This is a genomic window from Actinophytocola sp. (assembly GCF_036378875.1).
Lineage (GTDB): Bacteria > Actinomycetota > Actinomycetes > Mycobacteriales > Pseudonocardiaceae > Actinophytocola.
The window spans coordinates 91,705-116,274 of sequence record NZ_DASUVO010000168.1; the positions used below are offsets into that span (position 1 = coordinate 91,705).

General features: G+C 70.2%; 22 protein-coding genes. 7 read left to right on the plus strand and 15 right to left on the minus strand.

The features are described from left to right. Positions 1–38 precede the first annotated feature (38 nt). The 3 genes from VF106_RS46605 to VF106_RS46615 all read left to right on the plus strand — a co-directional run bounded on the left by VF106_RS46605 (position 39) and on the right by VF106_RS46615 (position 3,009). Entirely contained in the window at positions 39–905 is an 867-nt protein-coding gene (locus VF106_RS46605; protein ID WP_330846525.1) for a LysR family transcriptional regulator, read from the plus strand. A gap of 70 nt (positions 906–975) precedes the next feature. After that, positions 976–2,022: a tartrate dehydrogenase gene (locus VF106_RS46610; RefSeq protein ID WP_330846526.1), complete on the plus strand. Its 1,047-nt coding sequence runs from the start codon at positions 976–978 to the stop codon at positions 2,020–2,022. Between the two features lie 21 nt (positions 2,023–2,043). Then, on the plus strand, positions 2,044–3,009 hold the full coding sequence (locus VF106_RS46615) for a cation diffusion facilitator family transporter (protein ID WP_330846528.1): 966 nt from the start codon (positions 2,044–2,046) through the stop codon (positions 3,007–3,009). Positions 3,010–3,053: 44 nt separating this feature from the next. On the opposite strand, the gene VF106_RS46620 is transcribed toward VF106_RS46615, so the two are convergent. The 10 genes from VF106_RS46620 to VF106_RS46665 all read right to left on the minus strand — a co-directional run bounded on the left by VF106_RS46620 (position 3,054) and on the right by VF106_RS46665 (position 16,023). Further along, positions 3,054–4,100 (minus strand): NAD-dependent epimerase/dehydratase family protein, encoded by a 1,047-nt coding sequence (locus VF106_RS46620; protein ID WP_330846529.1) that lies wholly within the window; start codon positions 4,098–4,100, stop codon positions 3,054–3,056. Positions 4,101–4,202: 102 nt separating this feature from the next. After that, positions 4,203–5,228: a LacI family DNA-binding transcriptional regulator gene (locus VF106_RS46625; protein WP_330846530.1), complete on the minus strand. Its 1,026-nt coding sequence runs from the start codon at positions 5,226–5,228 to the stop codon at positions 4,203–4,205. Positions 5,229–5,397: 169 nt separating this feature from the next. Further along, complete coding sequence (locus VF106_RS46630) at positions 5,398–6,264, minus strand: hypothetical protein (protein WP_330846531.1); 867 nt, start codon at positions 6,262–6,264, stop codon at positions 5,398–5,400. After that, complete coding sequence (locus tag VF106_RS46635) at positions 6,261–7,649, minus strand: FGGY-family carbohydrate kinase (RefSeq protein ID WP_330846533.1); 1,389 nt, start codon at positions 7,647–7,649, stop codon at positions 6,261–6,263. The genes VF106_RS46630 and VF106_RS46635 overlap by 4 nt, the downstream gene beginning before the upstream one ends. A gap of 74 nt (positions 7,650–7,723) precedes the next feature. Further along, positions 7,724–10,645: an AfsR/SARP family transcriptional regulator gene (locus tag VF106_RS46640; protein ID WP_330846534.1), complete on the minus strand. Its 2,922-nt coding sequence runs from the start codon at positions 10,643–10,645 to the stop codon at positions 7,724–7,726. Between the two features lie 278 nt (positions 10,646–10,923). Next, on the minus strand, positions 10,924–11,427 hold the full coding sequence (locus tag VF106_RS46645; protein WP_330846535.1) for a helix-turn-helix domain-containing protein: 504 nt from the start codon (positions 11,425–11,427) through the stop codon (positions 10,924–10,926). A 1,129-nt stretch (positions 11,428–12,556) separates the two neighbouring features. Then, positions 12,557–13,093, minus strand: coding sequence for an ATP-binding protein (locus tag VF106_RS46650; protein WP_330846537.1), 537 nt, complete (start codon positions 13,091–13,093; stop codon positions 12,557–12,559). A gap of 237 nt (positions 13,094–13,330) precedes the next feature. After that, positions 13,331–13,966: a response regulator transcription factor gene (locus tag VF106_RS46655; protein ID WP_330846538.1), complete on the minus strand. Its 636-nt coding sequence runs from the start codon at positions 13,964–13,966 to the stop codon at positions 13,331–13,333. A 25-nt stretch (positions 13,967–13,991) separates the two neighbouring features. Continuing rightward, positions 13,992–14,456 (minus strand): hypothetical protein, encoded by a 465-nt coding sequence (locus VF106_RS46660; RefSeq protein WP_330846539.1) that lies wholly within the window; start codon positions 14,454–14,456, stop codon positions 13,992–13,994. Positions 14,457–14,535: 79 nt separating this feature from the next. Next, positions 14,536–16,023 carry a sigma-70 family RNA polymerase sigma factor gene (locus VF106_RS46665; protein WP_330846540.1) on the minus strand — a complete coding sequence of 496 codons (1,488 nt, stop codon included), beginning with the start codon at positions 16,021–16,023 and terminating at the stop codon, positions 14,536–14,538. 107 nt (positions 16,024–16,130) lie between these two features. On the opposite strand from VF106_RS46665, the gene VF106_RS46670 reads away from it, so the two are divergent. Together VF106_RS46670 and VF106_RS46675 are read left to right on the plus strand one after the other, a co-directional pair. Further along, positions 16,131–16,865, plus strand: coding sequence for an enoyl-CoA hydratase/isomerase family protein (locus tag VF106_RS46670; RefSeq protein ID WP_330846541.1), 735 nt, complete (start codon positions 16,131–16,133; stop codon positions 16,863–16,865). Between the two features lie 124 nt (positions 16,866–16,989). Continuing rightward, positions 16,990–17,742 carry a putative protein N(5)-glutamine methyltransferase gene (locus tag VF106_RS46675; protein WP_330846542.1) on the plus strand — a complete coding sequence of 251 codons (753 nt, stop codon included), beginning with the start codon at positions 16,990–16,992 and terminating at the stop codon, positions 17,740–17,742. A 20-nt stretch (positions 17,743–17,762) separates the two neighbouring features. On the opposite strand, the gene VF106_RS46680 is transcribed toward VF106_RS46675, so the two are convergent. Beyond that, positions 17,763–18,215, minus strand: a complete 453-nt coding sequence (locus VF106_RS46680; protein WP_330846543.1) for a hypothetical protein — start codon at positions 18,213–18,215, stop codon at positions 17,763–17,765. A gap of 63 nt (positions 18,216–18,278) precedes the next feature. Continuing rightward, the gene (locus VF106_RS46685) at positions 18,279–18,773 is read right to left on the minus strand and encodes a MarR family winged helix-turn-helix transcriptional regulator (protein WP_330846544.1); all 495 of its coding nucleotides are present in this window, start codon (positions 18,771–18,773) and stop codon (positions 18,279–18,281) included. A gap of 62 nt (positions 18,774–18,835) precedes the next feature. On the opposite strand from VF106_RS46685, the gene VF106_RS46690 reads away from it, so the two are divergent. Then, positions 18,836–20,065 (plus strand): amidohydrolase family protein, encoded by a 1,230-nt coding sequence (locus tag VF106_RS46690; RefSeq protein WP_330846545.1) that lies wholly within the window; start codon positions 18,836–18,838, stop codon positions 20,063–20,065. A 7-nt stretch (positions 20,066–20,072) separates the two neighbouring features. Further along, positions 20,073–20,585 (plus strand): P-loop nucleotide/nucleoside kinase family protein, encoded by a 513-nt coding sequence (locus VF106_RS46695; protein WP_330846546.1) that lies wholly within the window; start codon positions 20,073–20,075, stop codon positions 20,583–20,585. Positions 20,586–20,727: 142 nt separating this feature from the next. Here VF106_RS46695 and VF106_RS46700 read toward each other — a convergent pair whose 3' ends face one another. The 3 genes from VF106_RS46700 to VF106_RS46710 all read right to left on the minus strand — a co-directional run bounded on the left by VF106_RS46700 (position 20,728) and on the right by VF106_RS46710 (position 24,523). Continuing rightward, positions 20,728–22,242 (minus strand): alpha/beta hydrolase, encoded by a 1,515-nt coding sequence (locus VF106_RS46700; RefSeq protein WP_330846547.1) that lies wholly within the window; start codon positions 22,240–22,242, stop codon positions 20,728–20,730. 107 nt (positions 22,243–22,349) lie between these two features. After that, positions 22,350–22,850, minus strand: coding sequence for a hypothetical protein (locus VF106_RS46705; protein WP_330846548.1), 501 nt, complete (start codon positions 22,848–22,850; stop codon positions 22,350–22,352). Then, positions 22,850–24,523: a PHP domain-containing protein gene (locus VF106_RS46710; RefSeq protein WP_330846549.1), complete on the minus strand. Its 1,674-nt coding sequence runs from the start codon at positions 24,521–24,523 to the stop codon at positions 22,850–22,852. The genes VF106_RS46705 and VF106_RS46710 overlap by 1 nt, the downstream gene beginning before the upstream one ends. Positions 24,524–24,570: the final 47 nt, after the last annotated feature.

Genomic DNA, 24,570 nt, shown 5'->3' on the forward strand with positions numbered 1-24,570 from the left:
GTATGTCCTAGTTCACAACGGGGCCATAGCCTCGATCCATGGACGTGCGGCAGCTGCGGTATTTCCTCGCGATCGTCGACCATGGCAGCGTGCACCGGGCCGCGCAGGAACTGTTCGTCGCGCAGCCGTCCGTGTCGCAGGCGTTGCGGTCGCTGGAGCGGGATCTGGGCACGGATCTGTTCCACCGCACCGGGCGCAAGCTCGTGCTCACCCCGGCCGGTGAGCGGCTGATCGACCCGGCGCGGGAGGTGCTGCGGGGTGTGGAGCTGGCGCGGGCGACCGTGGAGGCGGTGAACGGTTTGCGTTCGGGGCGGTTGGTGATCGTGTCCATGCCGTCGCAGGCGGTCAGCCCGCTCGCGCCGATGGTGAGCCGGTTCCGGGCCGCGTTCCCGTTGGTGGAGGTGGCGGTGCGGGCGGCCGCGACACCGCCGGAGGTGATCTCGGCGGTCCGGGCCGGCACCGCCGAGTTGGGCATGCTGGGCACACCGACCGTCGGTCCCGAGCTGGCCGGGCTGTCGGTGCACCAGCTGGAGACGCAGTCGTTCGTGGTGGTGGCGGCCACCGACGGGGACCTGCCGGCTGGGGACCGGGTGGCCATGGACGCGCTCGCGGGACGTCGGTTGATCGTCGGCCAGCACGGCACGGGCATGCGGCGTGTCGCCGACGACGTCCTGCGAAGATCGCCGGGCGCGCGGATCGCGGTGGAGGTGGAGCACCGGGAGGCCGTGCTGCCGCTGGTGCTCGCCAGGGTGGGCGTGGCGGTGCTGAGCGAGTCGTGGCGGGAGCTGGCGCGGTCGGCCGGGGCGGTCGTGAAAGACCTGGCCTCGGACGAGGTGTTGCGGGTCTGCCTCGTGCACCGCGAGGGCAGGCTGAGCCCCGCGGCGGCCGCGTTCGTCCCTCGATAGGCGGCACCTATCAGCGGTCGCGGCGCCTGGTCTTGGACGCGCGGCGGCCGAACGCGGTGGACTGCTTGTCATGACCAGCTACCGCATCGCACTCATCCCCGGCGACGGCATCGGAGCCGAGGTGCTGCCACCGGCCTGTGCCGTGCTCGACCGAGCCGGCGCCCGGCACGGCATCACGTTCACCTACGACGAGTTCGACTGGTCGTGCGCCCGCTACCGGGCGGAGGGCGCCATGATGCCCGCCGACGGCCTCGACCGGATCCGCCACCACGACGCGATCCTGCTCGGGGCGGTGGGTTGGCCTGGGGTGCCGGACCACGTGTCGCTGTGGGGTCTGCTCATCCCGATCCGCCGCCAGTTCCGCCAGTACGTGAACCTGCGGCCCATCAAGGTGTTGCCCGGCGTGCCGAGCCCGGTCCGGACCGCGACGTCCGAAGTGGACTTCGTGGTGGTGCGGGAGAACGTCGAGGGCGAGTACTCGGAGATCGGTGGCCGGCTCAACCGCGGCTTCCCGGACGAGATGGCCGTGCAGGAGTCGATCTTCACGCGCGCTGGCGTGACGCGGATCCTGGACTACGCGTTCACGCTCGCGGCCGGGCGGCGAGGGCACGTCACGTCGGCCACGAAGTCGAACGGAATCATCCACACGATGCCGTTCTGGGACGAATTGGTGGCGGAGGCCGGCACGCGGCACCCGAACGTGACATGGACCCAGGAGCACATCGACGCACTGGCCGCGAAGATCGTGCTGGACCCCGCGCGGTTCGACGTGATCGTCGGCTCCAACCTGTTCGGCGACATACTGTCCGACCTCGCCGCCGCGGTGGCCGGCAGCATCGGGGTGGCGCCGTCCGCGAACCTCAATCCCGAGCGGGAATTCCCGTCGATGTTCGAGCCGGTGCACGGCTCGGCACCGGACATCGCCGGCCAGGGCATCGCGAACCCGCTCGGCGCGATCTGGTCCGCGGCATTGATGCTTGACCACCTTGGACACCGGGAGGCCGCGGCTGAGGTGTTCAGCGCGGCGACGGGAACGTCCGTGCGGACAAGGGATCTCGGCGGCACCGCGTCCACTGAGGAAGCCACCGTGGCCGTGCTCGACGCGCTCGGCGCGTGACGCGGGGCTAGTGTCGTTCTCGTGGCGGAGGAGAAGTCCGAGAGCACGCTGACCGTATTGGTCGCTTTGGGCGCGAACTTCGCGATCGCGGTGATGAAGCTGGTGGCCGGCCTGATCACCGGGTCGGCCGCCATGCTCGCGGAGGCGGCGCACTCCGTCGCCGACACGTTCACCGAGGCGTTGCTGCTCACCGCGCTGCGCCGGTCGGCGAAGCCCGCGGACCGCAGACATCCGTTCGGGTACGGCAAGGAGCGGTACTTCTGGTCGCTGATGGCCGCCGTGTCGATCTTCACCTCGGGCGCGGTGTTCGCGTTCTACGAAGGCTTCCGCACGATCTTCGGCGACGACCACTCACAGCCCAGCCCCATCGTGGGCTACGTCGTGCTGGCGGTGGCGTTCGTGCTCGAGGGCGTGTCGTGGCTGCGGGCGGTCAGACAGGTCCGCGCGGAGGCGGCGGCGTCGGGACGTCCCCTGCGCCGCTACCTGCAGCTGAGCGACGACCCGACCGTCAAGACGGTGTTCTTCGAGGACACGGCCGCGCTGGTGGGCATCGTGCTGGCGTTCGCCGGCCTTGCCCTGCACGACGTCACGGGCTCCGCCGTGTGGGACGGTCTGGCGTCCGTGCTGATCGGCGTGCTGCTGGCCGGCGTCGCCTACCTGCTGGGCCGCACCAACCAGGGCCTGCTCATCGGCCGCCAGGCGGACCCCACCGTGGTGCGCGGCGCTCGCGAGCTACTGCGGTCCGCACCGGAGGTCGAGGAGTTGGTCGACCTGCTGACGATGGTCACCGGCACCGACCGCATCCTCCTGTGCGCCCGCCTGGACTTCCGCGAGAACCTGACCTCGACGGACCTGGAAATGGCGTGCGTCCGCATCGCGGCCGAACTACAGGACGCCTTCCCGGACCTGGACGAGATCTTCCTGGAACCAGTACCCCGCACCGACCCGGACCTCCGAGCCCGAGTACTGGCCCGCTACGGCGAGTAACCCCGCGAGTCTCGCGTTCGGCCCCCGCGAGTTACGTTTTCGGGTCAGGAGGCCGTCAGTTCCTTGGCGTGGGTGTTGTCTGCCAGCGGGGGTGTCGGGCCGCCCGTGCCTTTCTGGAAGGCCGTCAGGAACTCCGAGAGGGTTTCCGCCGCGTCGTGGGTCGGGGTCCAGTTCAGTTCGGTGCGGGCGCGCGTCGCGTCCATCAGGGGAAGGCGCAGCACCGCGTCGAACAGGTCCGGGTCCGCCGGGGCCAGGTGAAGGCGCCATGCCGCGGACAGCGGGCCGCGGAGGGCCCAGGTTGGGAGGCGGACCACGCGGGCGCCCAGCAGCTCGGACAGCAGGCCGGCGTCCACGACCGGGTCCGTGGCCAGGTTGTAGGCGCCGGACGCGTTCTCGTTCAGCGCCGCCACACGGAACGCGTCGGCCGCGTCGTCGGTGTGCACGGCCTGTACCCGCAGGCCAGGCACGTCCGGGACCACCGGGATCATCGACGGCCGGGCCAGGGCATAGGGGAACAGCGGGCCCGCGAACAGCCGGCGCTGCTCGGCCGCCGACTCGGCCTTGAACAGGAACGCCGGGCGCATCCGCACGACCCGCACGTTCGGGTGCCGTGTCTCGAACCCGTCCAGCACCCGTTCCAGGTACGCCTTCTCCCTGGTGTAGGCGGCGGTCGGCCAGCCGTGGGTCGGCCAGCTCTCCGGCACGAACTGGTCCTTCGGCCCCGGCGAGTACGCGCCAACCGACGACGAGTACACGACTGCCGGCACCCCGACCCGCGCCGCCGTCTCGAACACCCGCATGCTGCCGAGCACGTTGGTCTCCCAGGTCGTCAGCGGGTCCCTGGCCGGCTGGAACAGCCACGCGAGGTGGACGACCACGTCCGCCCCGGTCAGCACGGGTTCGAGATCCTCGTCCTTGCCCAGGTCGGCGGACACCCACTCCACCTTGTCGACCGTCCACTCGGGACGACGGCGGGAGACGCCGACGATCGTGCCCACGTCCGGGTCCCGGGACAGCGCCCTGACCACACTCGTTCCGACGTTCCCGCTGGCACCGGTCACCACGACGCGCCGGCTCTTGCTGGTGGTCATGACCCACCCCCTTCTGGATACCGGGGGCCTACCCGGCATCGGGCCGGCTAATCCAGAAGGTCCGTCCGTCGTCCTCTGTGGACACACTGGTGGCGGGAGTGGTCAGGCGTTCACTTCGCGGGTCGAACCGCGAGATTCGAAGGTTGGCGTCAGCCACACTCGTCGCGGCGGCCCGGTCAGCTCGCCGGACAGGCGCGCCAGCAGCACTTCCGCGGCGCGTGCCCCGAGGGCCACCACCGGCTGCGACACCGCGGACACGGCTGGTCGCACCATCGTCATCCACGGCAGGTCGCCGAACGCCACCAGTGAGATGTCCTTCGGCACCCGCAGCTTCCGGCGCCGCAACTCCTGCCACACGCCCGACGCCATGAAGTTGTCGGCCGCGAACACGGCGGTGACATCGGGCCGTTCGTCCAACAGCGACGACAGTGCCCCCGCCGCGCCAGCCGAGCTGAAACCCACCCGTGCCACCAGTTTCCGGTCGAAGCGGACCTTTCCCGCGCGCAGCGCCGCGCGGTAACCGTCGAGCCGGCCGCGGCCGGTCGTCCACTCCAGCTCGTCGATCAGGAACGCGATCCGCCGATGTCCTTGCGACAGCAGGTGTTCGGTCGCCACCCGGGCACCGTGCTCTGAGTCGACCAGCACCGCGTCGCACCGGCTCTCCGCCATCTGTCGGTCCACTTCGACCACCCGCACACCCTGTGCGGTCAACAGCGCACCGACCTCCGCACTCAGCGGCGTGACGATCGCGCCAGGCACCCGCATCGCGAGCAGCGTGCGTGCCCTGGCCAGCTCGCGATCGGCGTCGCCGTCGTCGTTCACCAGCACCATCTGGTAGCCGGCGCGGCCGAGCACCTCCTCGATCCCGGCGGCGAGATCCGCGTAGAACTGGTTACGTAGATCGGAGATCATCACGCCGACGAGTCGGCTCGTTCGCCGCTTCAGGCTGCGGGCGATGGCGTCCGGTACGTATCCCAACCGGTCCGCGGCAGCGGCCACCCGCACCTTCACCGATGCCGCCGCGTACCCCCGTCCCGTCAGCGCCCGCGACGCCGTCGACGGCGAGACTCCGGCCGCCCGTGCCACGTCACCAATGGTGACGCGGCGAGGAGCGGCAACCTCGGTCACAACCGCACCTCGCCCTCTCCTCGCAGGCTCCGAGAGGCCGGGCGTCGGTTGTGGCGCTGATGGTTCGCTCCGCAAGCTCCGCGGCACGCCGCTCGTGGCGTCCCCTCGCAGGCTCGGTGACGCCGCTCGTCGGCGTGCAGTGCCAGATGGTTCGCTCCGCAAGCTCCGCTCACGCAGCGGCCTCCTGCCAGGGTCTGGCCGATCCGTCCACCAACTCGGCGAGACGCTTCAGGCGGTCCACCGCGCGGGATCTCAGCAGCGGCGTCGGATCTGAGAGTGTGTCGCTCCAGATCGCGCGGCCCGCCAGGAAGCCGGAGGCGCCCGCGTGGCACGCCGTGCGCACGGCGGTCGGGAAGTCCTCGATCGTCACGCCCTGGGACAGCACCACCCACGGCACCGGGATGGCAGCCGAGATCCGTTCGCACACCCGGCCGACCTCGGTCTGGTCGATCCCGCGGCGGGGCACCTGTGCCTTGTACAGCGAGGGCCGCAGCGCGCCGAGCTCCGTGGCTGCCTCCAGCTGCAGCTGGTCGAAGTCATGGTCGGACTGGGGTCGCACCACGCCTTCGAGGATCGACAGCAGCCCGGCCGCCGAGCACCGTCGCACGAACTCCGCGGCCATCTCGAGCCGCTGGTCCCGGCGCGCGTCCGGCCGCCACACCAGCAGCAGCTTCATGGCGACCACGCCACGCTCGCGGACGTGTACCGGGTTGATCTCCTCGTCGATCGAGGTCTCCACGACCGGGCCGCCTTCCGGCGGGTGTCGTAGCCGGTCCGCGGCGAGGATGAGCCCGCACGACGGGGGCAGCAGGCGGTCGGCGAGGACCTGGTCGAAACCGTACGTCCGGTCGATGAGAAACCCGCTCGCGTGGGCGCCGAGCACGGTGGCGACGGCGAGCTTGAACTTCGTCAGGTCACTGTCCGGCACCGGCGCCGTTGAGCGCGCGCTCAACATGGCGCGCAGGCTTTCCCGCTGGTCCATTGCCACCATGGCCAGGCCACCGGACGGCCGCGCCAACTCGGTCAGGCTAGTCATGTCACCTCCCGTACCCGGGACAGGAACCCGTCCCGGTAGATCGCGTCGTATCGGTCGGCGAGGATGTCGTCACGTGGCAGCACATCGCTACGTAGCACCGGCGCCGGGAGTCCCACCGCGGCGCCGGCGAGCAGCGCCGCACCGGCACAGGCCGCGTCCGCGTCCGCCGTCACCCGCACCTCGCCCGGCATGACGTGCGCTTTCGCCGCCATCCATGCCGTGTCTTGGCCGGGTCCGCCGAACACGGTCACGCCGCCGAGTTTCGTGCCGGCCTGCTCCGCGTGGTGCTCGGCGAGCCAGCGGGCGTGGTAGGACACGCCCTCGAGCGCGGCCACGATCACGTCGGGCAGCGCCTGTCCGGGGGTGAGGTCGTGCACCGCCAGCCGCTGGTCAGGGTCGGGCGCCGGGGCACCGCGGCCCGCCAGGTAGGGGAGCACCACGATCCCGGTCGGCCGGGCGCCGACCGACTCGGCCACCTTCTCGAGTCCCGCGAGGTCACCGGCCGGTGACGCGAGCGAGCACAACCAGCGGAGAAGTCGGCCACAGTGGGGGAAACCGGACACCATGGCCCACCGCGTGCCGTCCGCGCTCCGGTTCCAGGACATGCCGGAACCGGCCGCGGCGCGGGGGGCCACCCGCTCGGACACCGTCACCACCGCCTCTGCCGTTCCCAGAGAGTCCACCACATCTCCGGGGTCACGCGCGCCCGCCGCGTGTGCGGCAACCAGGTGATCGTGGCCCGCCACCACGACCGGTGTGCCTACTGGGAGTGGTCCCCGGGTCGCGGCGCCGGTGACGTGCGCAGGCAGCTGAGTCTCGCGAACTGCAGCGATGTCAAGGAGGTTGTGGTCATATCGGTCACGTAACTGGTCGTAGGCGCCGGACCGCCCCGCGAACGTCCGATGCGACAGCGGCGCACCGCACAGCATGGTGGCGACCAGCTCGGGAGCGCCGACCCAGACCCGCATACCGTCGACAACGTCAGGTTGGTGTCGCCGCAGCCACATCCACGTGGCGAGGGGCGTCCCGGGCCCGACGTCGACGCCGGTCGCGACGAACAACTCGGCCCGCCCGACCTCGCCGGCGAGCCACCGCGCCTCGGCCGACGCGCGCTCGTCATGCCACCAGAGCAGCGGCGCCATCGGGTTCAGGTCATGATCGAGCGGCACCCCGCCCTCGGCCACCCCGGTGACACCGACGGCTACCGGCGTCGACGCGGCCGCGTCGAGGCAGTCCCGCAGGTCCTCGAAAACACCGGCCACCAGGTTGCCGGCATCGGCGGGAGTCGCCCGTCGCCGCTCCACGACAGCGATTCCGTCTAGGGTGTAGACGCCGACCTTGCAGTTGGTCGTGCCGACGTCGATGCCGGCCAGCAGCGCGGTCACGGGCTTCCTTTCCCCGAGCGTGTGGCAACGTTGCCACACCCGCGCGCGATCCTCCTAACCGGGTCTGTCGACGGTCAAGTGAGTCCCAAGTGGATGTCACGGTTTCCGTGCGGTGGATCCATGATCGCTTCGCCGCGGGCGAAGGGGACGGTTCGTTCCTGTGCCGCGTGGGTGTTGTCGATCTTGGCGTGTACGCGGATCGCGGCGCCGTGGGTTCCGATGTGGTCGAAGCGGTCCGCGGCGCGACGCCATACCTGTGCGGCCTCCGCCGGTTCGCCCGCGGCGTACAACGCGTCCCCGAGGATCTCCGCGGCCTGTGCCTGGCTCACCATGTCCTGGCTTCCGCGCAGGAGTTCCACCGCGCGGCGGCCGTGGTCGACGGCCTGCTCGAAACGGCGGCGTCGGGTGTCGATCCCGCAGAGACGGACGCAGATCCGTGCCGACAGGGCAAGGTCCGGGACGGTTTCCGAAATGGCAAGGGCTTCCAGGTAGTGGTGCTCGGCGCGGTCGCAGTCGCCGAGTTCGCGGAACGTCCTGCCCAACTCGGTCAGGCTGATCGACTCCGCGAGTTTGTCACCGGCGCGTTGGGCCTCCCAGCGCGCCTGCCACAGGTGCGTGATCGCCTCCTGCCGGCGGTCGATGGTGCGCAGCAAGGAGCCGATGTCGTGGTGGAACCGGCTCAGGCTGTGCCGGTCGTCGACTTTTTCGGCGGCCACGAGCCCACGGTGGAAGAACTCGAGGGCCTCGATCGGGTCGTCTTCGCGGGCGGCGAGCCGACCCAGGGCGTGCAACGCGGACGTCAGGCCGCTCGCGAGCCCGATCTCGTCCGCGATCCGCAGCGCGGTCACCAACGCCTGTCGCGCCGACTCCTGGTCGTCGAGGGTGAGGTGCGCGAGGCCGAGCCCGATCAGCGCGGTGGTCTCGCCAGCACGGTGGCCGACGGCTCGCGCGGCTTGTACCGCCAACTCGCGTAGGTCCCGGCCTTCGGCCGTGCAGCCGGATCGGTCCAGGAAGAAGGCGACCGGGTCGGTCAACCGCCAGACCTGGTCGTGGCATGAGGCCTCGTGGGCGGCCCGGACCGCGGCGGTGAGGTTCGTGCGCTCGCGGTGTAGCCAGCTCAGTGCCTCGGCGGCGCCGGCGAAGCGCGGCGACTGATCGGCGGGTCCGTCGGTTGGGGCCGGGTAGTCGGGGTACGCCGTGTGTGCGGCCTCGGTGGCGGACGCGACGTAGAAGTCGAGCATGCGCACCCGCGCCGCGTCGCGCGTCCCCGGAGGCTCGTCGAGGTACAGCCGGTGGGTGGTGAACTCGGCGAGCAGGTCGTGGACGCGGAACCGGTCCAGCTCGTCGGGTTGCTGGACAAGGTGGGCCCGCACCAGGATTTCCAGGCTGCGCAGCGTGGCGAACAGGGGTCGTCCGTCGCAGGCGGAGGCGGCTTCCGCGGAGACGCCCGGGCCGGGGTGGAGCGCGAGGAGGCGGAACAGACGCCGCTCCGGCGCGGCGAGCCTGCGGTAGGACGAGATCAGGCACGGCGGGTCGTCGTCTCCGTAGCGGTCCACGGCCACGAGTCGCCGTCGGCGGTCCAGCCGGGCGGCGAACTCGGCCCGCTGTGCGGCCGGCCGGTTGGAAAGGTCGTCGGCGAGGATCGCGATCATGAGCGGGATGCCCCAGCACAGGTCGACCAGCCGGGCGGCGTCCGGGACGTCACCGTGCGTCTGCAGCGTCAGCAGCCGTGTCGCGTCGTCGGCGGGCATCGGGGGCACCGCGATCCGGCGGGCCGCTCTCAGCTTGGTGAGGCGGTGTCGACTGGTGACGATCACCTGGCAGGACGACAGCAGTGTCACCAGGCTTCGGACGTGCTCGGTGTCGGGGGCGTTGTCGAGTACGACGAGCGTGCGCTGCCCAGACAGCAGCGAGCTCAGGAGTAGCTCGCGTTGCCGGCGTGTCAGTGCCGGGTCGGGTGGCTGGCCCAGGGCGGTGAGGAAGTCGTCGACCACCGCGTCGAGTGCGGCCCGGTCCTGGTGGCCGCCCAGATCGACGTACAGGTCGCCGTCGGGGTAGCGGAAACGTCTGCGGTGAGCCCAGTGCATCGCCAGGGTCGTTTTGCCGACGCCGCCGGGCCCGTGGAGGAGCACCACGCCGGTGGGTTCCGCGCAGGCGTGGTCCAGCGCGGCGAACTGTTGGCGGCGTCCGACGAAGTCCCTGACGTCGTGCGGTAGTTGCCGTGGCACGGTGGTGGCCTGCGGGCTGATCGGGTCGGGTTGCCCGGTGGCCAGTGCGGTGTGGTGCTGCGCGAGGCGCTTCGCGGTGTCTTCGTCGCCCGCGTCGCGAAGGTGGTGCCAGGTCGTGAAGAAGTACGTGATGGCGTCGGCGATCCGGTGGCCGCCGTAGAGCGCCGTGAGCCGCTGTTCGGCCAGGGTGACGTCGTCGGGGAAGTCCTCCTGCACCTCGTCGAGCGCGGCGAGCGCGTCGTCGAAGCGGTCGAGGCCGATCAGCGCCTCGATGCGCAGTGTGTGCGCGGCCAGCCAGTCCGTCCGCAGCACGCGCTGCCGCCACGCCCGCGCCGGCTCGGTGGTGAGGTCGGCCAGCGGTTCCCCGCGCCAGAGCCAGATCGCGCCCTCGACGAGGTCGATGGCGCGGTCCGGGGCGAGTTCGATGTGCTTGCGTGCTTCCGCGAGGACACCACGGAACTGGTGCAGGTCGATGCGTGACTGGTCGATCTCGAGCCGGTAGCCGCCCTGGGTGCACCGCAGGGTGGGCGGCGACGGCAGCCGGTCCAGCGCCCAGCGGACCCGGGTGGCGTACGCGTGACAGGTCCGCTTCGGGTCGTGCGGCGCCGAGTCTTCCGGCCACACCCATTCCACCAGCGTTTTCACGGGGACGACACGTCCGGCGTTCGCGACGAGCGTGGCCAGCACGGCCCGCTCCTTCGGCGAGCCCCACCCGTCGTCCGGTCCACTGTCCAACAGCAGAGCGGTCGTCCCCAGAATTCCCAACATCGCGTTCACCCAGCTTCCGGCCCAAAACAAAGCTGACCAGAACTCCTGCCAACGGCAGCGATGTTACTAATCGACATAGATCAGATCGCCTGCGTAACTGAATTGTTGTGAGCGAGTTTGGCGAAAGAGGTCTGACCGGTTCCGAACGTCGGTCGATGGCCGGTGTGACCAGCGACAACGCGGCGATGAATGGTCGACCTCCGGCTAATGACGGCGACCCGTTGGCACCGCTGGTTGTCGGTGCCAATTGCCGAGTGTCACGAAATTTCCGGCGTGCCTCAAGTGGGGTCGCCTGACTGCTCCTCCGGAGTGAACTTCGCGAGATAGCCGGCGAGGTCGTCATGCGGGTAGCCGATGAACGCGGCCAGCTCGCGGACCGCTGACGGCGCCAGTTCGATGATTCCTTCGGGTTCCTCGGTGAGTCGGTTCCGCGCCCACGGGAAGATGGAACGGAACTTGTTGCCGCGGTCCGCGAGCAGTAGGCGCAGATCCACCTGGAGTTCGAGGTTGTGGAGATATTCTCCCGCTTTCTGCAGTGCGACCGTGAGGGTGCCCGGTGGGGTGACGCCGAGTGCCTCGCACAGTTCCACGAGTCGTATCACGGTCAGCTGCCGCAGACCGTGTTCGTACGCGAGTAATGTGCGCTCGCCGATTCCGGATGGCAGCCGGGCCACGAACTGTGCGCGCGACCATCCCTTCGTCTCCCGTGCGCGACGCAACTCCTCGCCCAACGCTTTCGCAATCGTCTTACCGGCCACTTCGATACGTGACGTTTTGATCATGGGTGGTCTCCAACGGCAGGGTGTCTGACACGAGAGTAGGCCCGTGACCTGCGGAGATGCTGTGTCTCGATATCGATCAGGTGGGAAAATTCACCGAAACGATTACAAAATGCAAGTGCATCTGCACGTGCATGTACGTGCAGTGAGATTCTGCATGCTTTCGAGGTAGCCCGTCCGAATTAGGCTGGCTTTCGACGGACGCGGAGAGTGGCGGCTGGGTCCGCACGGTTGTCTTGTCGAATTAACGCGATTTCTGATGCGTGCGTCTACCTTGGTTCGGAAGCCATCAGATTTCTGTTGGACGGGTATAACGGTCGTGATTGTTCGACATTAGGCCGGCCGTGTCAAACCGCCCCCATGCCGCTGGACTGGGGCACGAATGTCCCTTTCGCTCGGACTCATCGACGAAAGTTGTCCACAGGTCCCCGTGACTTGGGGTTTTGTCTGTGTGGCTTGGTACGATGGCCTCGGGGTGGCCCCCCGGGTATGGGTGGGGGATGCCTACGCAACCATCTGTGTTGGCGTTGATCATGAACGGCTTGTTCGGATATCGGGTGGGGGCCGAGCCGAGCGTGCCGTTCCGGGACGCTCACCTCAGGATCATGCTGAGCTGTTCTCGCAGCACGTCAGGGCGCCCGCGAAGCGCGCTTCGCGGGCGACTCGAGTCGGTGGCCGTGCGAGGAAGGCGACCTTCATAACGCCCAGCGCGAGGAAGGCTCCCTTCGCCGCACCGGCTTGGCCAAGCTGGTTCCTGGATGTCCTGAAGGGCCTCGGGACGTTCAACGCCTCGCTCCACCGATGATCTTGTCGGGATGTCGCACCTTGCGAGAAAGTTGTGGGCCTGGTCAGGCGCACCCCGCTGGGTCCCGAAAGGCGCGTTCGGGGCATCGCTGATGTCTCGAAAGACGCGCTGATGACGTTCAACGACCCGAAAGCGTCTTTCGAGACAGCGCCGGTGGCAGGCGGCCTTCAGCGCGCGGAAACCGCCCGCGAAGCGGGCTTTGCCTGCCGGGTCCCAGAACCGCGCGCCGGTAGCGTAGCTGGGTTCAGCGCACCTTCGGGATACACGGCCGGCGAGTTCCCAAGGAAGCCCGGGGCCCTCGCCGAGGCCGGGAGGGGTGGCGAAGGGTCAGATTCGCGGGGGCTCGCCGTGGTCGCGGCGTAGGCCTTCGAGGATGCGTTCCATCACGTCGGGTGACAGGTCGTCGGCGGCCGGGAGTTCCACCGGGGGTGGGGCGGCGGCCGCGGCGGCGCGGGTGGTGCCGCGGCGCGGGAGGGGGACGACCGTCGCGTCCATGCCCTTCGGCAGTGGGACCTCGGTCCAGATGAGCTGCTTGCCCGAGGACAGCATGGTGACGCCGCTCTGCGGGCCGGCAAGTGACCTCGGCAGCACGAGCGTGGGGGTCTGCCGGTCGTCCTCGATCTCGATGGCCAGGCAGTTGCCCGACAGCCGCAGCCGGAACAGCAGCATGGTCGGCGTCGCCTTCGGGTTGGGGTTGCCCACCACTGCCTTGGTCAGCGCCTCCGTGGCGCGCCGGACCTCGGGCACCATCGACTCGACTCGCCACTCCACCAGCGTGAACCGCACGAAAAGGTCGGCGCAGTTCACCGCGCTTGGCAGCGCGACGAGCTTCAGGTCGTCAACCTGCACCGTCTGATCGCGCACGGAAATCTTCACATCCCTTGGGAGACGCTCGGTGATCTTGCCGCGAAACCCCTGTGTTAGGCAATGCCCACACCGGTGCAGGTTACTGGCTCGCGCAACCGTGGCCTGCGCGGGCAGGATATCCCGGCGCGAAGCCCTGACCACCGGCAACCCGCTGACCTGCGGCGAAACTGGCGGCGGCGACACCACGTCCGGCGCCCCGCCGCCCAGTGTGACCAAAACGACCACAAGTCGCCGCTAGATCAGCCCTTCCCGTAGCGCGTACGCCACGGCGTGTGCCCGGTTGCGCAGGTGGAAGCGGTTCGTCACGTCATGCAGGATGCTCTTCACGGTGCGCTGCGAGTAGCACAGCTTCTCCGCGATCTCCCGCGTCGACAGACCGGACGCCACCAGCCGCAACACCTCCGACTCCCGCGTCGTGACGCCCTGGAGTTGCAGGCCGCGCGGTTCGAGCACGTGCCGCTGCAGCCGGGAGACCTGGTTCAGCAGCCGGCCGAGCAGGTCCGGCGGAAGGGCGCCCTCCCCGGCGGCCGCCGCCTTCACCAGGCGCACCAGCACGTCCGGGGTCGCCTCCGCCCGGCGCGCGACCGCGCAGACCCCCGACTCGACCGCGGTCAGGACCTCCGCCTCGGCCACCTCCCCGGCGATCAGGACGATCTTCACGAAACCCCGGGCCTGCACGGCCCGTAGCAGCTCACCGGTCCGGTCGTCGAACCGGTCGGCGGCGACGATCGCGACGGTCTCGGCCGTGTCCGCGTCGTTCTGGTCGACGAGCCAGACCTCCGGTCGTGTGCGCAGCGCCATGCACATCCCGTTCTGCAGGATCGGGTCCGTCGCACGGACCAGGACGTGGATGCGTGTGGTTGCCAACATGGTGTTTCCCCTCAGCGTGTGGATTTCAGTACGGGCGGCGTTCGGTTCGTTGGATCAGCAGGGCGGTGCCCGCGGCGGCGAGCGCGAGCAGGGCGATGATCGGGACGGCGACCAGCCACCAGCTGATGTCGCTCGGGGTGGTGGTGCCGGCCGGGCTCACGGCGCGGGAGCGGGACCCGGCGGTCGGGCCGGTTACCGGCGGGTTCGCCGCCAGCTCGGGGGACTCGGCGGGCTCAGCCGTCTCCGAGGTCGGCTCGGAGGTCGGGGGCCTGGAGGTCGGAGTGGACGGTTCCGTGGTCCCCGGGTCGTCGGTCGCCGGTGCGAGGGTGAGGTCGCAGGCCACCGGCTCCGGACGGCACGGATGCGGGTCGGGAGGGGCGACCGGCGTGGCGACGTCCGGCGGCCCGGTCGGCGGGGCGGCGGTCGCCACGGGGACGCCGACCAGCAGCGTGCCGAGCACAAGCGTTGCGGTGAGTAGAGCTTTCGTCATCGTGTTCCTCCCGGTGGGCGCTGTCGCCGGGTAGGAGCCACGTGCTGTGGAGGGTCTTACAACTTTCCGTAGAGATTTTTTAGTCGATGATCGGGCAGTTCGAGACGGTGATCGTGCCGGTGCGTCCCTCGCTTGCGTTCCCGGCCTTGTCGCTGGCCACCGCCGTCCACCTGACGGTGCCGCCGGACGAGAAGGGGCCCACGGTGGCCGACCAGGTCTTGCCGTTGAAGGTCATCGTCGCGCTCCCCGAGTCCTCGCCCGGCCCGGTCCAGGTCAGGGTCACCGAGGTCACTCCGACGTCGTCGGAGGCCGTCACGACGACGGTGCTCTGGGTCGGTCCCTGCTCGCAAGAAGGAGTGTTGACGCGCGGCGGGTTGGCCGTGCCGCTGTTGATCACCGGACGGGTGGTGTCGAGCGGCGGGGGAGGCGGTGGTGGAGGCGGGGGCGGAGGTGGTGGAGGGGGCGGTGGCACCACCACGTTGGTGGTGGTCGTCGTCGGGCGGGTGGTCGTCGTGGGGCGTCGGGTCGTGGTCGTGGGGCTGGTGGTCGTGGTCGGCGCAGGCGTCGTGGTCGTCTGGCTCGGGGAGGTGGTGGTCCGCGGCGTCGTGGTGGAAGTCGTCGGCTGGGTGACGGTGTTCTCCAGGGCCAGGGGCGCACTGTCGCCGGTGTCGACGGTGCGCCAGTACACGACCGCCGAGCCCGCGCCCAGCAGCGCGAGCGCGGCGACGCCCGCCGCCACCACGCGCCCGCGCCTGGCACGGGGCGGAGGCAGTGGCGTGACCACGTCGCGCTCCATGGCGACCAGCCGCACCTCCGCCATCACGCGGTCCTTCAGGAACAGCGGCGCCGGCAGCAGCGGCACACCGGCAAGCAGTGCCAGTGGGCTGACCGCCACCCGCCGCCGTTCCGAACAGCCCTCGCACGAGTCGACGTGCCTGGCGACCCGCTTGCGCATGAGGGGCGAGAACTTTCCGTCCCAACCGGACAGCAGCTTGTCCAGTTCCTCGCAGTCCGCGCGGCCGAGGCGGGTGATGAGCAACGCGCCGAGCGACCGTTCCACCTGGTCACGCAGCCGGGTGAGCAGCACGTAGGCGTGGCTGGCGCTGACGCCCATCGCCTCGCCGAGCTCTGCGCCGTCCAGTCCCTGGCGCACATGCAGGTCGAGCAGGGCGCGGTCGCGTTCGGACAGTCCACTGGCCGCCGTCCACACGAGCTCACGCAGCGCCTCCTGCTCGGCCGCGCGATGCGGCCCCGGATCCGTGTCCGCCATGTCTCCTACCTCGTCGAGCACGACCCGCTTGCGGGCCCGCACCCGGCGCAGCGCCACGCTCCGTGCGATGGCGTACAGCCAGGGCCGGAGTCGCTCCGGGTCGTTCAGCTGAGCAAGGCGTTGCGCGGCGAGGACGAACGTGTCCTGGACGGCGTCCGCGGCCTCGTCGGGGTCGCGGAGGACGGAGTGGCAGAAGTCGTGCAACCGGTCGGCGTAGCGGTCGTAGACGGCCGCGAACGCGTCCCGGTCGCCGGCGAGCACACCGGCGACCAGCTCGGTGTCGGTGTACTCGGACACGGGGGTACCTCCTTGGCAACGCGATACGTAGGAGTCCCCGAACCGGCAGAACCTTACGACTTTCCCGCCGTGCCACGTACCGCCATCCGACGCATACGCTGAGAGCCGTGATCGAGACAAGCACCCACGGCGACGTCGCCGTCCTCTCGTTGAACCACGGGCCGGTCAACGCACTCGACCTGGAGCTGCTGACCGCGCTGCCGGAGGCACTGCGCGCGACGAACGACGCGCCCGTCGTGCTCACCGGCGTCGGCCGCTGCTTCTCCGCCGGGGTCGACCTCAAACGGATCGTGGACGGCGGCCTGCCGTACGTCGAGCGGTTCCTGCCGGCACTCAGCACCGCCGCGCTGGCCGTGTTCGACCACCCGCGCCCGGTGGTGGCGGCCGTCAACGGGCACGCGCTCGCCGGCGGATGCGTGCTGGCGGCCGCCTGTGACGTGCGGTTGATGTCCGGCGGCACGATCGGGTTGACCGAACTGGCGGCCGGGGTGCCGTTCCCGACCGTGCCGCTGGAGGTGATGCGGTACGCCGCGGGCCCGGCCGTGAACCGGCTCGTCCTGACCGCGGACCGCCTCGACCCGGCCGAGGCACACCGGCTCGGGCTGATCGACGAGGTCGTCGTCCCGGACGATTTGCTGGCCGCGGCCGTGCGCCGCGCGGAGCGGTTGGCCGGCACGCCCGCCGCCGTGTACGCCCGTGCCAAGCGACAGCTGCACGCGCCGGCGCACGAGCGGATCGCTGCCCGGCGCGACGTGGACGACCCGGAGGCCGAGGCGTTCTGGGGTGACGCCGGTACGCAGGCCCACCTGCGCGACTTCCTCGCCAGCCTGGCCGCGCGGTAATGTGCTCACTGTCCGATCGCGACTCGAGGAGGTGAGAACCATTTCCGTCCGTACGGGTCGGGTGCTCTCACCTACGCCGGTCTGAAGCGAGCCGGCGAGAGCGCCCAGTGTTGGGGAGGCGCTCATGTCCACTTCTGTTGTTTCCCGTCTCCGTGCCGCGGGCTGCGTGTTCGCGGAGGATGAGGCGCGGCTGCTCCTGGAGGCGGCGACGACACCGGCCGACCTCGACGCGATGGTGTCTCGGCGGGTTTCTGGGCTTCCGCTCGAACACGTGTTGGGCTGGGCGGAGTTCCTCGGCCTGCGGATCGCCGTCGAGCCGGGCGTGTTCGTCCCACGGCGGCGCACCGAGTTGCTGGCCCGTCAGGCCATCGCGCTGGCTCGACCGGGTGCCGTTGTGGTCGACCTGTGCTGCGGCTCCGGCGCCGTCGGTGCCGCGGTGTCCGCGGCCGTGCCGGGCATCGAACTGTTCGCTGTGGACATCGAGCCTGCCGCGGTTCGCTGTGCGCGCAGGAACATCAGCGGCATCGTGTACGAGGGCAACCTGTACGAGCCGCTGCCGGACCGGGTGTGCGGGCAGGTGGACGTGCTGGTCGCGAACGCGCCGTACGTGCCGTCCGAGGCCGTCGACCTGATGCCACCCGAGGCCCGGCTGCACGAGCCGATAGTGGCACTGGACGGCGGCGCCGACGGGCTCGACGTGCTGCGCAGGGTGATCGCCGGGGCCCCGGTGTGGCTGGGATGGGGCGGCCACCTGCTGTTCGAGACCAGCACCCGACAGGCCGAGGTCGCGGCCACCATGGTCGCCGAAGCGGGCCTGGCCCCCGACGTCGTGATCGACGACCTCGGCGCGACGGTGGTGACCGGTCGACTGCGCTGAGGCGACATGCTCGCGACGGGTCAGCAGTCCTCGGTGGCCAGTTTCGTCGCGTCGTCGGGTAGTGACGGCGCGGTGGCCAGGTCGATCTCCGCGCCCTCCAGAATCTGGTGTTGCTGTCCCCGCGATGACAACGTCTGGACGCCCACCCTGATGGTGCCGTGGTCAGGGATCGACCACAGGTCACTCGTCCATGCGTCCGGGGCCTCGTCCGGCCGCAGTTCGACACGCATGCCCACGCTCGCGTCGTCACGTTCCGCCTCGGCGACGCGGTCCAGGCCTTGGTCGTCAGAGCGCTTCTCTCTCACGGTGTAGATGGTCATCTTCGCGTGTATGTTCTCGTCGCACACGCCCAGTACCGCGACGAGTGCCCCGTTGTCGTCCAGGCCGGCGATCACGCGGCCCTTGTATTCCCCCGGCGTGCAGCCGGTCAGCGCCGCGCACAGCAACGCGACTGCCCCCAGTCTCAACAGCATCAGGTGAGCCTGGTCGATGAAGATCACGTTTGGGTGGCAGCCGGCTCTCGGAGACGAGTCGGCTCAGTGGCGGCGGTCGGTCACCGAGGTGATCTCGCGGAGGGAGTCGGCGGCGGCGCGGATCGTCGTGTCCGGGATGCCGACCAGCAGGTCCTCGTGTACACGGGCCGAGACCGCCATCGCCTTGGTGGTGATCGCCTCGCCATCGGGAGTCAGGCGGACCCAGCGGCCGCGGGCGTCCTCGGCGTTGGGTTCGCGTTCCACGTAGCCGGCCGCTGTCAGGCGTTGCAGCACGTTGCTCGTGCCGCCCGACGTCAGGAACAGCGCGCGGGTCAGTTCGCTCGGGCGTAGGGGGCCGCCGGCGCGGAGGAGGGCGGCCAGCACGTCGAACTCCGCGTACGTGAGGCCCAGTTCCGCCAGCGCCGGCTTCATGGCCTGCTCGTGCCGGAGCGCCAGGCGCGACACCCGCTTGCTCAGCTCCAGCCGGGCGATGGCCGCCGGTGACATGCCGGACGTCGCCCAGCCGGCTGCCAGCCTGTCGACCTCGTCCTCTCCCACGATCATCAGCGTACAGCTGTCCTGATTGCTTTCTGAAAAGCTTTTGAGATAGTCTTCTGGCTATGATCATTCGTGGAGGTACGGTCGTTGACACCGATCCCGTCGCCGTGCGGGTCGCCGACGTTCTTCTCAACGGTGGGCGCATCGCGGCCGTCGGGCCCGACCTGCCCGTGCCAGAGGAGACCGAGGTGCTCGACGCCACGGGCATGCTGGTCCTGCCGGGGTTCGTCGACACGCATCGGCACACGTGGCAGGCCGGGTTGCGGGCCCGGCGCCCCGACATCTCGCTCGCCACCTACCTCGAGTTCGTGTTCGGCGCCGTCGGGCCGCGGTACCGGCCGGAGGACGTCCACATCGGAACGCTCGTCGGCGCGCTCGAATGTCTCGACGCCGGCATCACGACCGTCGTCGACTGGAACCACATCCAGCACACGCCCGACCACACCGCGGCCGCGCTCGACGCGCTCGAGCGAGCCGGTATCCGGGTCGTTTTCGGTTACTGCACAAGGGAACCCGACCTCGCCACCGCGCGCCGGGTGCTGGCGGCAACGGGCGGGCTCGTCACGATGGCCATCGCGCCGTTCGGGCCCGAGATCGTGAGCGAGGAGGCCGCGCTGCGGGAATGGCGGATCGCCAAGGAGCTCGACCTCCCGGTGACCGTCCACATGGGTGGGAACGGTGTGGAGAGCGCGGAACGCGGGCTGGACTTCCTGCGGCGCAATCGTTTGCTCGGCCCGCGCACGAGTTACGCGCACGGCAACCACTTCACCGACGAGCACCTGAAGGCCATTGCCGACAGTGGCGGCGCACTCTCGGTGTCACCGGTCGTGGAGATGCAGCTCGGGTTCGGCGCGCCGGTCACCAGCCGCGCGTTCGCCGCCGGGGCTCCGACCGGGTTGGGTGCGGACACCGTGATCAACGGCCCCGGCGACATGTTCAGCCTCATGCGGTCGGCCTACGCGCACGCGCGGCTCGACTCCGACTTCACCACCCGCGACGCGCTGCGTGCCGCGACCGTCGAGGGCGCGAAGGCCGCGGCGCTCGACGGGGTCGGCACCCTCGCGGCCGGCAGCCACGCGGACCTCGTGCTCCTGCGCACCGACCTGCCGGGCGTCGCGCCCGTGCACGACGCGGTCGGCTCGGTGGTACTGGCGATGGACACGCGAGCGGTCGACACCGTCCTCGTGGGTGGGCGGATCGTCAAGCGGCATGGGCGGTTGCTGGCCGAGAACGTGGCCACATTGTTGACAGAACTCGAGGAATCCGTCGAGCGGGTCACCGCCACGGCATGATGAGCGAGTGCTGGTTGTGTTCGTTGGGCGGCCGGGCACCGGCAAGACGACTCTTGCGCGGCTGGCCGCCGTGGAGCTCACCGGCGCTCACCTGCGTATCGACGAGATCGAGGCGGCGATCCTGCGCAGTGGTGTCCCGCCGCCGCTCGGCGTCGCCGGCTACGCCGTGGCGCACGAGGTCGCGGCGTCCTGCCTACGGGCCGGCTCGCATGTGGTCGTGGACGCCGTCAGCCCGGTCGCGGCCGCCCGCGCCGGCTGGGTGGCGCTCGCCGAGGCGGCCGGCACCTCCCTCTGGGTGATCGAGGTCGAGGTGACCGACCCCGCCGAGCACCGGCGCCGCGTGGAGACGCGGATGAGCGACGTCCTCGGTCTCGTCGTGCCCACGTGGGCGCAGGTCACCGCACTCGTCTACGAACCGTGGGACACCGCCCGGGACGGCCCCCGCCTCCTGGTCCACAACGACGGCGAACCAGAAGACACGATGCACCAAGTCCGCGCCTACCTGACCCAAAAGCCCTGAACCCTCGCGTGTCCAACGCTGGAGACCCGCGTGTCCAACAGTGGAGACCGCTGAGTTCAACAAATCGACGATGCGCGAGTTGTTGAACTCGCGGGTCCAGAACGTTGGACACGCGGGTCTGTGCGGTTGGACACGCGAGGGGTTAGTGCTGGTACGGGCCTGCGGGGTGTGGTGTCTGTGCCTTTGCCGTGGTGAGGGCTGGGGTGTCTGTTGACGGGCAGCTCAGGCCTCGGCGTGGTGGCTTCAGGTTGATCAGGTAGGCGTCGACCGCGGCGTTGACGCACTCGCTCGGGCCGCCGTTGCCGTACGCGGTGTGGCCCCAACCCTCGTAGGTGACCAGTCGGGCGCCGCTCTGCCGGGCGGCCGCCAGGGTCCACTCGTACACCGTGGCCGGGTCGTGGATGTTGCCGATCATCACGAGCGGCGGCGCGTCGTCGATGTCGAGCGGACGCTGCGGGTTGGTGGTCTTCGTCCCGCTGCCGACGCAGGTCAACGCGTGGTCGACGTACCGCGAGTACTCGACGTTCGGGAAACGCTGCGCCAGCCGCGCCCGCAGTCCGGCGTACTCCGCGTAGCTCCGGACCTGCAAACGCCAGTCACTGCACCAGATCACCGGGTACGGGGAGTTGACGAGCTCGCCGAACGCCGCCCTGATGTCCGTCGAGGTCGCGCCCGCACCGTCCCGCAGCTGCCTGAGGTACTCGCCGACCAGGCTCCACACCTGCGGGGTGGAGGTGGCGAACGAGATGTTGGACAGGTCGTAGAAGGAGACCGGTTCGCCGTCGAGGTCCACGAGCGTGCCGGCCTTGGCACGGGCCTTCAGGTCGGCGTAGACGGCCTTGGTGTCGAGCCCGTACAGGTCGCAGGTCTCCGTGGTGTCACACCAGTTCGCGAACTCGACGAACGCCTGCTCGATCGGCGCCGTCTCGGTGCGCATGAACTCCCACACGCTGTCGATGCTGTGGTTCATGTTGCCGTCCATGACGAGCGCGCGGACCCGGTGCGGGAACACCTCGGCGTACTGCTGCCCCATGAGGCTGCCGTACGAGTAGCCGAGGAACGTCAGCTTCCGCTCACCCAGCGCGGCGCGGATGGCGTCCATGTCCCGCACGGTGTGCAGGTTGTCCACATGGTTCGCGAGCCCGCTGGAGTTCTCCCGGCAGTTGTCGTGCAGCGCGCGGTTTCGCCGGGCCAGCTCGTCGAAGTCGGCCTGGCTGGTCGGGTGCCGCGCGTCGAGCGCCGAGCCGAGCAGGTCGACGTCGCAGCGCAGCTGGCTGCTCGTGTTGATACCGCGCGGGTCGAAGCCGATCCGGTCGAACCGGGCGTTGACCTCGTCGGTGAACGGCTCGGAGAACTTGATCATCGAGACGCCGGACCCACCCGGCCCGCCCGGGTCGACGAGGATCGAGCCGATGCGCTTCGACGGGTCCGTGGCCGGCCTGCGCGCGAGTCCGATCTGGACCTTCTCGCCGCGCGGCTTCGAATAGTCCAGCGGGACCTCGATGGTCGCGCAGTCGACACCCGCGGCCTCGGGCTCCGGGCAAGGCTGCCAGTTGATGGCCGCCGCCGGCTCGGCCACCGCCGTGCCCGGCATGAGCGCCGTCCCCGTCGCCACCAGCGTGCCTGCCAGCAACGTGAGCAGACTTCGCCTTCGCATGTGATTTTCCCCCATCCCAGTTGAGGATCATGAACATCGCCATCATGCCGCTGGGATGGCGCGCTCGCCACGATCCTGCCCGCTTGTGCACTCCACATTGCACGGTCTCAGTGGCCGCCGCAGCACTGGTGCGGCGCGGCGATCTCCACGGGACGGAGCACGCCGCCGGCCGCCTGCTCGACCAGCAGGACCAGTCGGCCCTCGGTGAACGTCGGACGCAGGAAGCCTCGCGTGTCGATGGGCGAGTCGACCGCCACCCCGATGCCGACGACCTCGTCGATGGCCGAGGCGGCCACGATCTCGGCGGCGGAGTGGACACCGGTCAGCGCCTCCTGCCCGGGAAACCGGACACAGCGGGCACCTTCCGGCGGGCCGGCCACCCACACCGCCGGCAGGCCGAGGCGGTCGGCGAGTTCGGCGAGCACGGCAGCGGTCGGCTCGTGGTTGAGTCGGGCGGTCATCACGGTTCTGGCCACCGCGCCGGTGTGGTCGGCGTGCGTGCACACGAGATCCGCGGCCAGGATATCCACAGTGGACAGCAGGACGTGGTCGACGTGTGCGGCGGAGCCGTCCACCGGCGGGCAGACCGCCCCGAGCCACCGCACCATCAGATCACGTCGACGAATACCGGGTTCGCGTAGAACCACAGGTCCGACCACGGGTCGTCGTCGCCCGGCACGTCCATCAGCGGGTTGCCCGCCGCGTCGAGCTGCTTGCCGTCGCTGCCCCGCAGGCGCAGGTAGAACGCGCGGTCCACCCGGGGGAAGACGTGTGTGAAGCGGATCTTGCCGCGCGCGCCGGCCGGCACCGCGAACGTCTCGACCACCGCGGTGCCCGGCGCGGTCATCGCGTCCCGGTCGGCGGACGGGCCGGTCACCGCGCCCGCGATCAGGTCCACCTTCGCGAGCTTCGGCACGAACCCGCCGAAATTCGCCCGGCTGGCCAGCGTCACCTCGATCGTCACCTCGACGTCCGTGCCGCGCCGCACGAACGTCCTGCCACCAATGGAAACACCGCGCGTGTCGCCGTCGGACCTCGCCCGCACACGCAGCTCCAGCCCGTCGATCAGGCGGCCGTGCACGGCGACGACCTTCCCAGCCCGCAGCCCCCGCATGATGTCCACATAGGACCGCGAGCGGGCGCCGACGAGCGTGCTGCTGTACTGGCCCGGCCAGTAGTCGCCGTACTGCTGGACGACACCCGAGTCGATCGGCGCGCCTCGGCTGCCCGTCGTGGCGTGGTCCTGTGTGCCCGGGGCGAACGTGTCACCGAACACCTGGTGGCTGTCGGACGTCGCGGTGATCGTCCACGGGCGGCCCTCGGCGAGCAGCGAGTCCCACACGCCGCCGACCTTCGCGGTCATCCAGTCGAAGCCGCCGTAGGTGCGGTACGGGTTCTCGATCGCGGTCGGCGCGTAGCCGGGGAAGCTGTCGACGCCCGGGGACGCCTCGTAGAAACCGCGGCCGTCACCCCGGCCGCCGTTCGCCTCGGTGATGGCCGAGGCCTGGTGACCCGGCGCGCCCTCCATGCCGATCGCCACGTCCGGGGCCGTGTCGCGCCAGCCACGCAGCTCGTGCGGGCTGTCGACGCCACGGCGGGCCGGGTGGTTGGCCAGCATCAGCGCGATCTCGGCCCGGCCGGCGAACACCTGCGCGTCGAGGTAACGCAGGGCGGCCAGCGCGTACGGCTCGCCGTCGGCGGACGTGGCGCGCTGGATCTTGCCGAGCCCGCCCTGGGCGACCGGCGTGGACAGGACACCGCCGTCGTAGGCCGCCTCGAACGCACGCAGGATGTCGACCGTGTGCCGGCCGGGCGGGAGGAACACGGTCGCGTGCTCCGCGCCCGGGATGTTCCACTCCAACCCCTGGTAGACCAGCGTGTCGCGGAACTGCCGGCGGGCCGCCTCGATGTCCGGGGCGACCTGGTCGATCGAGAACTTCTGGTGCGCGACGCCGCCGTGGTCGGTGATCACGACCCAGTCCAGGCCGTACCTGCGTGCGTTGGCGACCTGGGTCGCGACCTCGTACTGGGCGTCGGGGGAGTACTTGGTGTGGATGTGGTGGTCGCCCGCGTACCAGCGGTCACCCGAGTTCCACTGGTTGCGGGGTGTCTGGTCCGCGGCGGCCGTGCCGGCGCCGACCGCCGTCGCGGCGGCGGCCACCCCCATCCCGGTGAGGAAGCGCCGCCGGGCGACCGACAGCGGCCGGTCGTCGGCCTCGTCGCGCCAGCTCCCGTCGACCGGTTCCAGCTCGTGGTGGTGGTGATCGTGACCGGCGCCCATCTTCACTCCCTCTTTCGTGCTATGACCAGCGGAAGTATTGCTCCGGT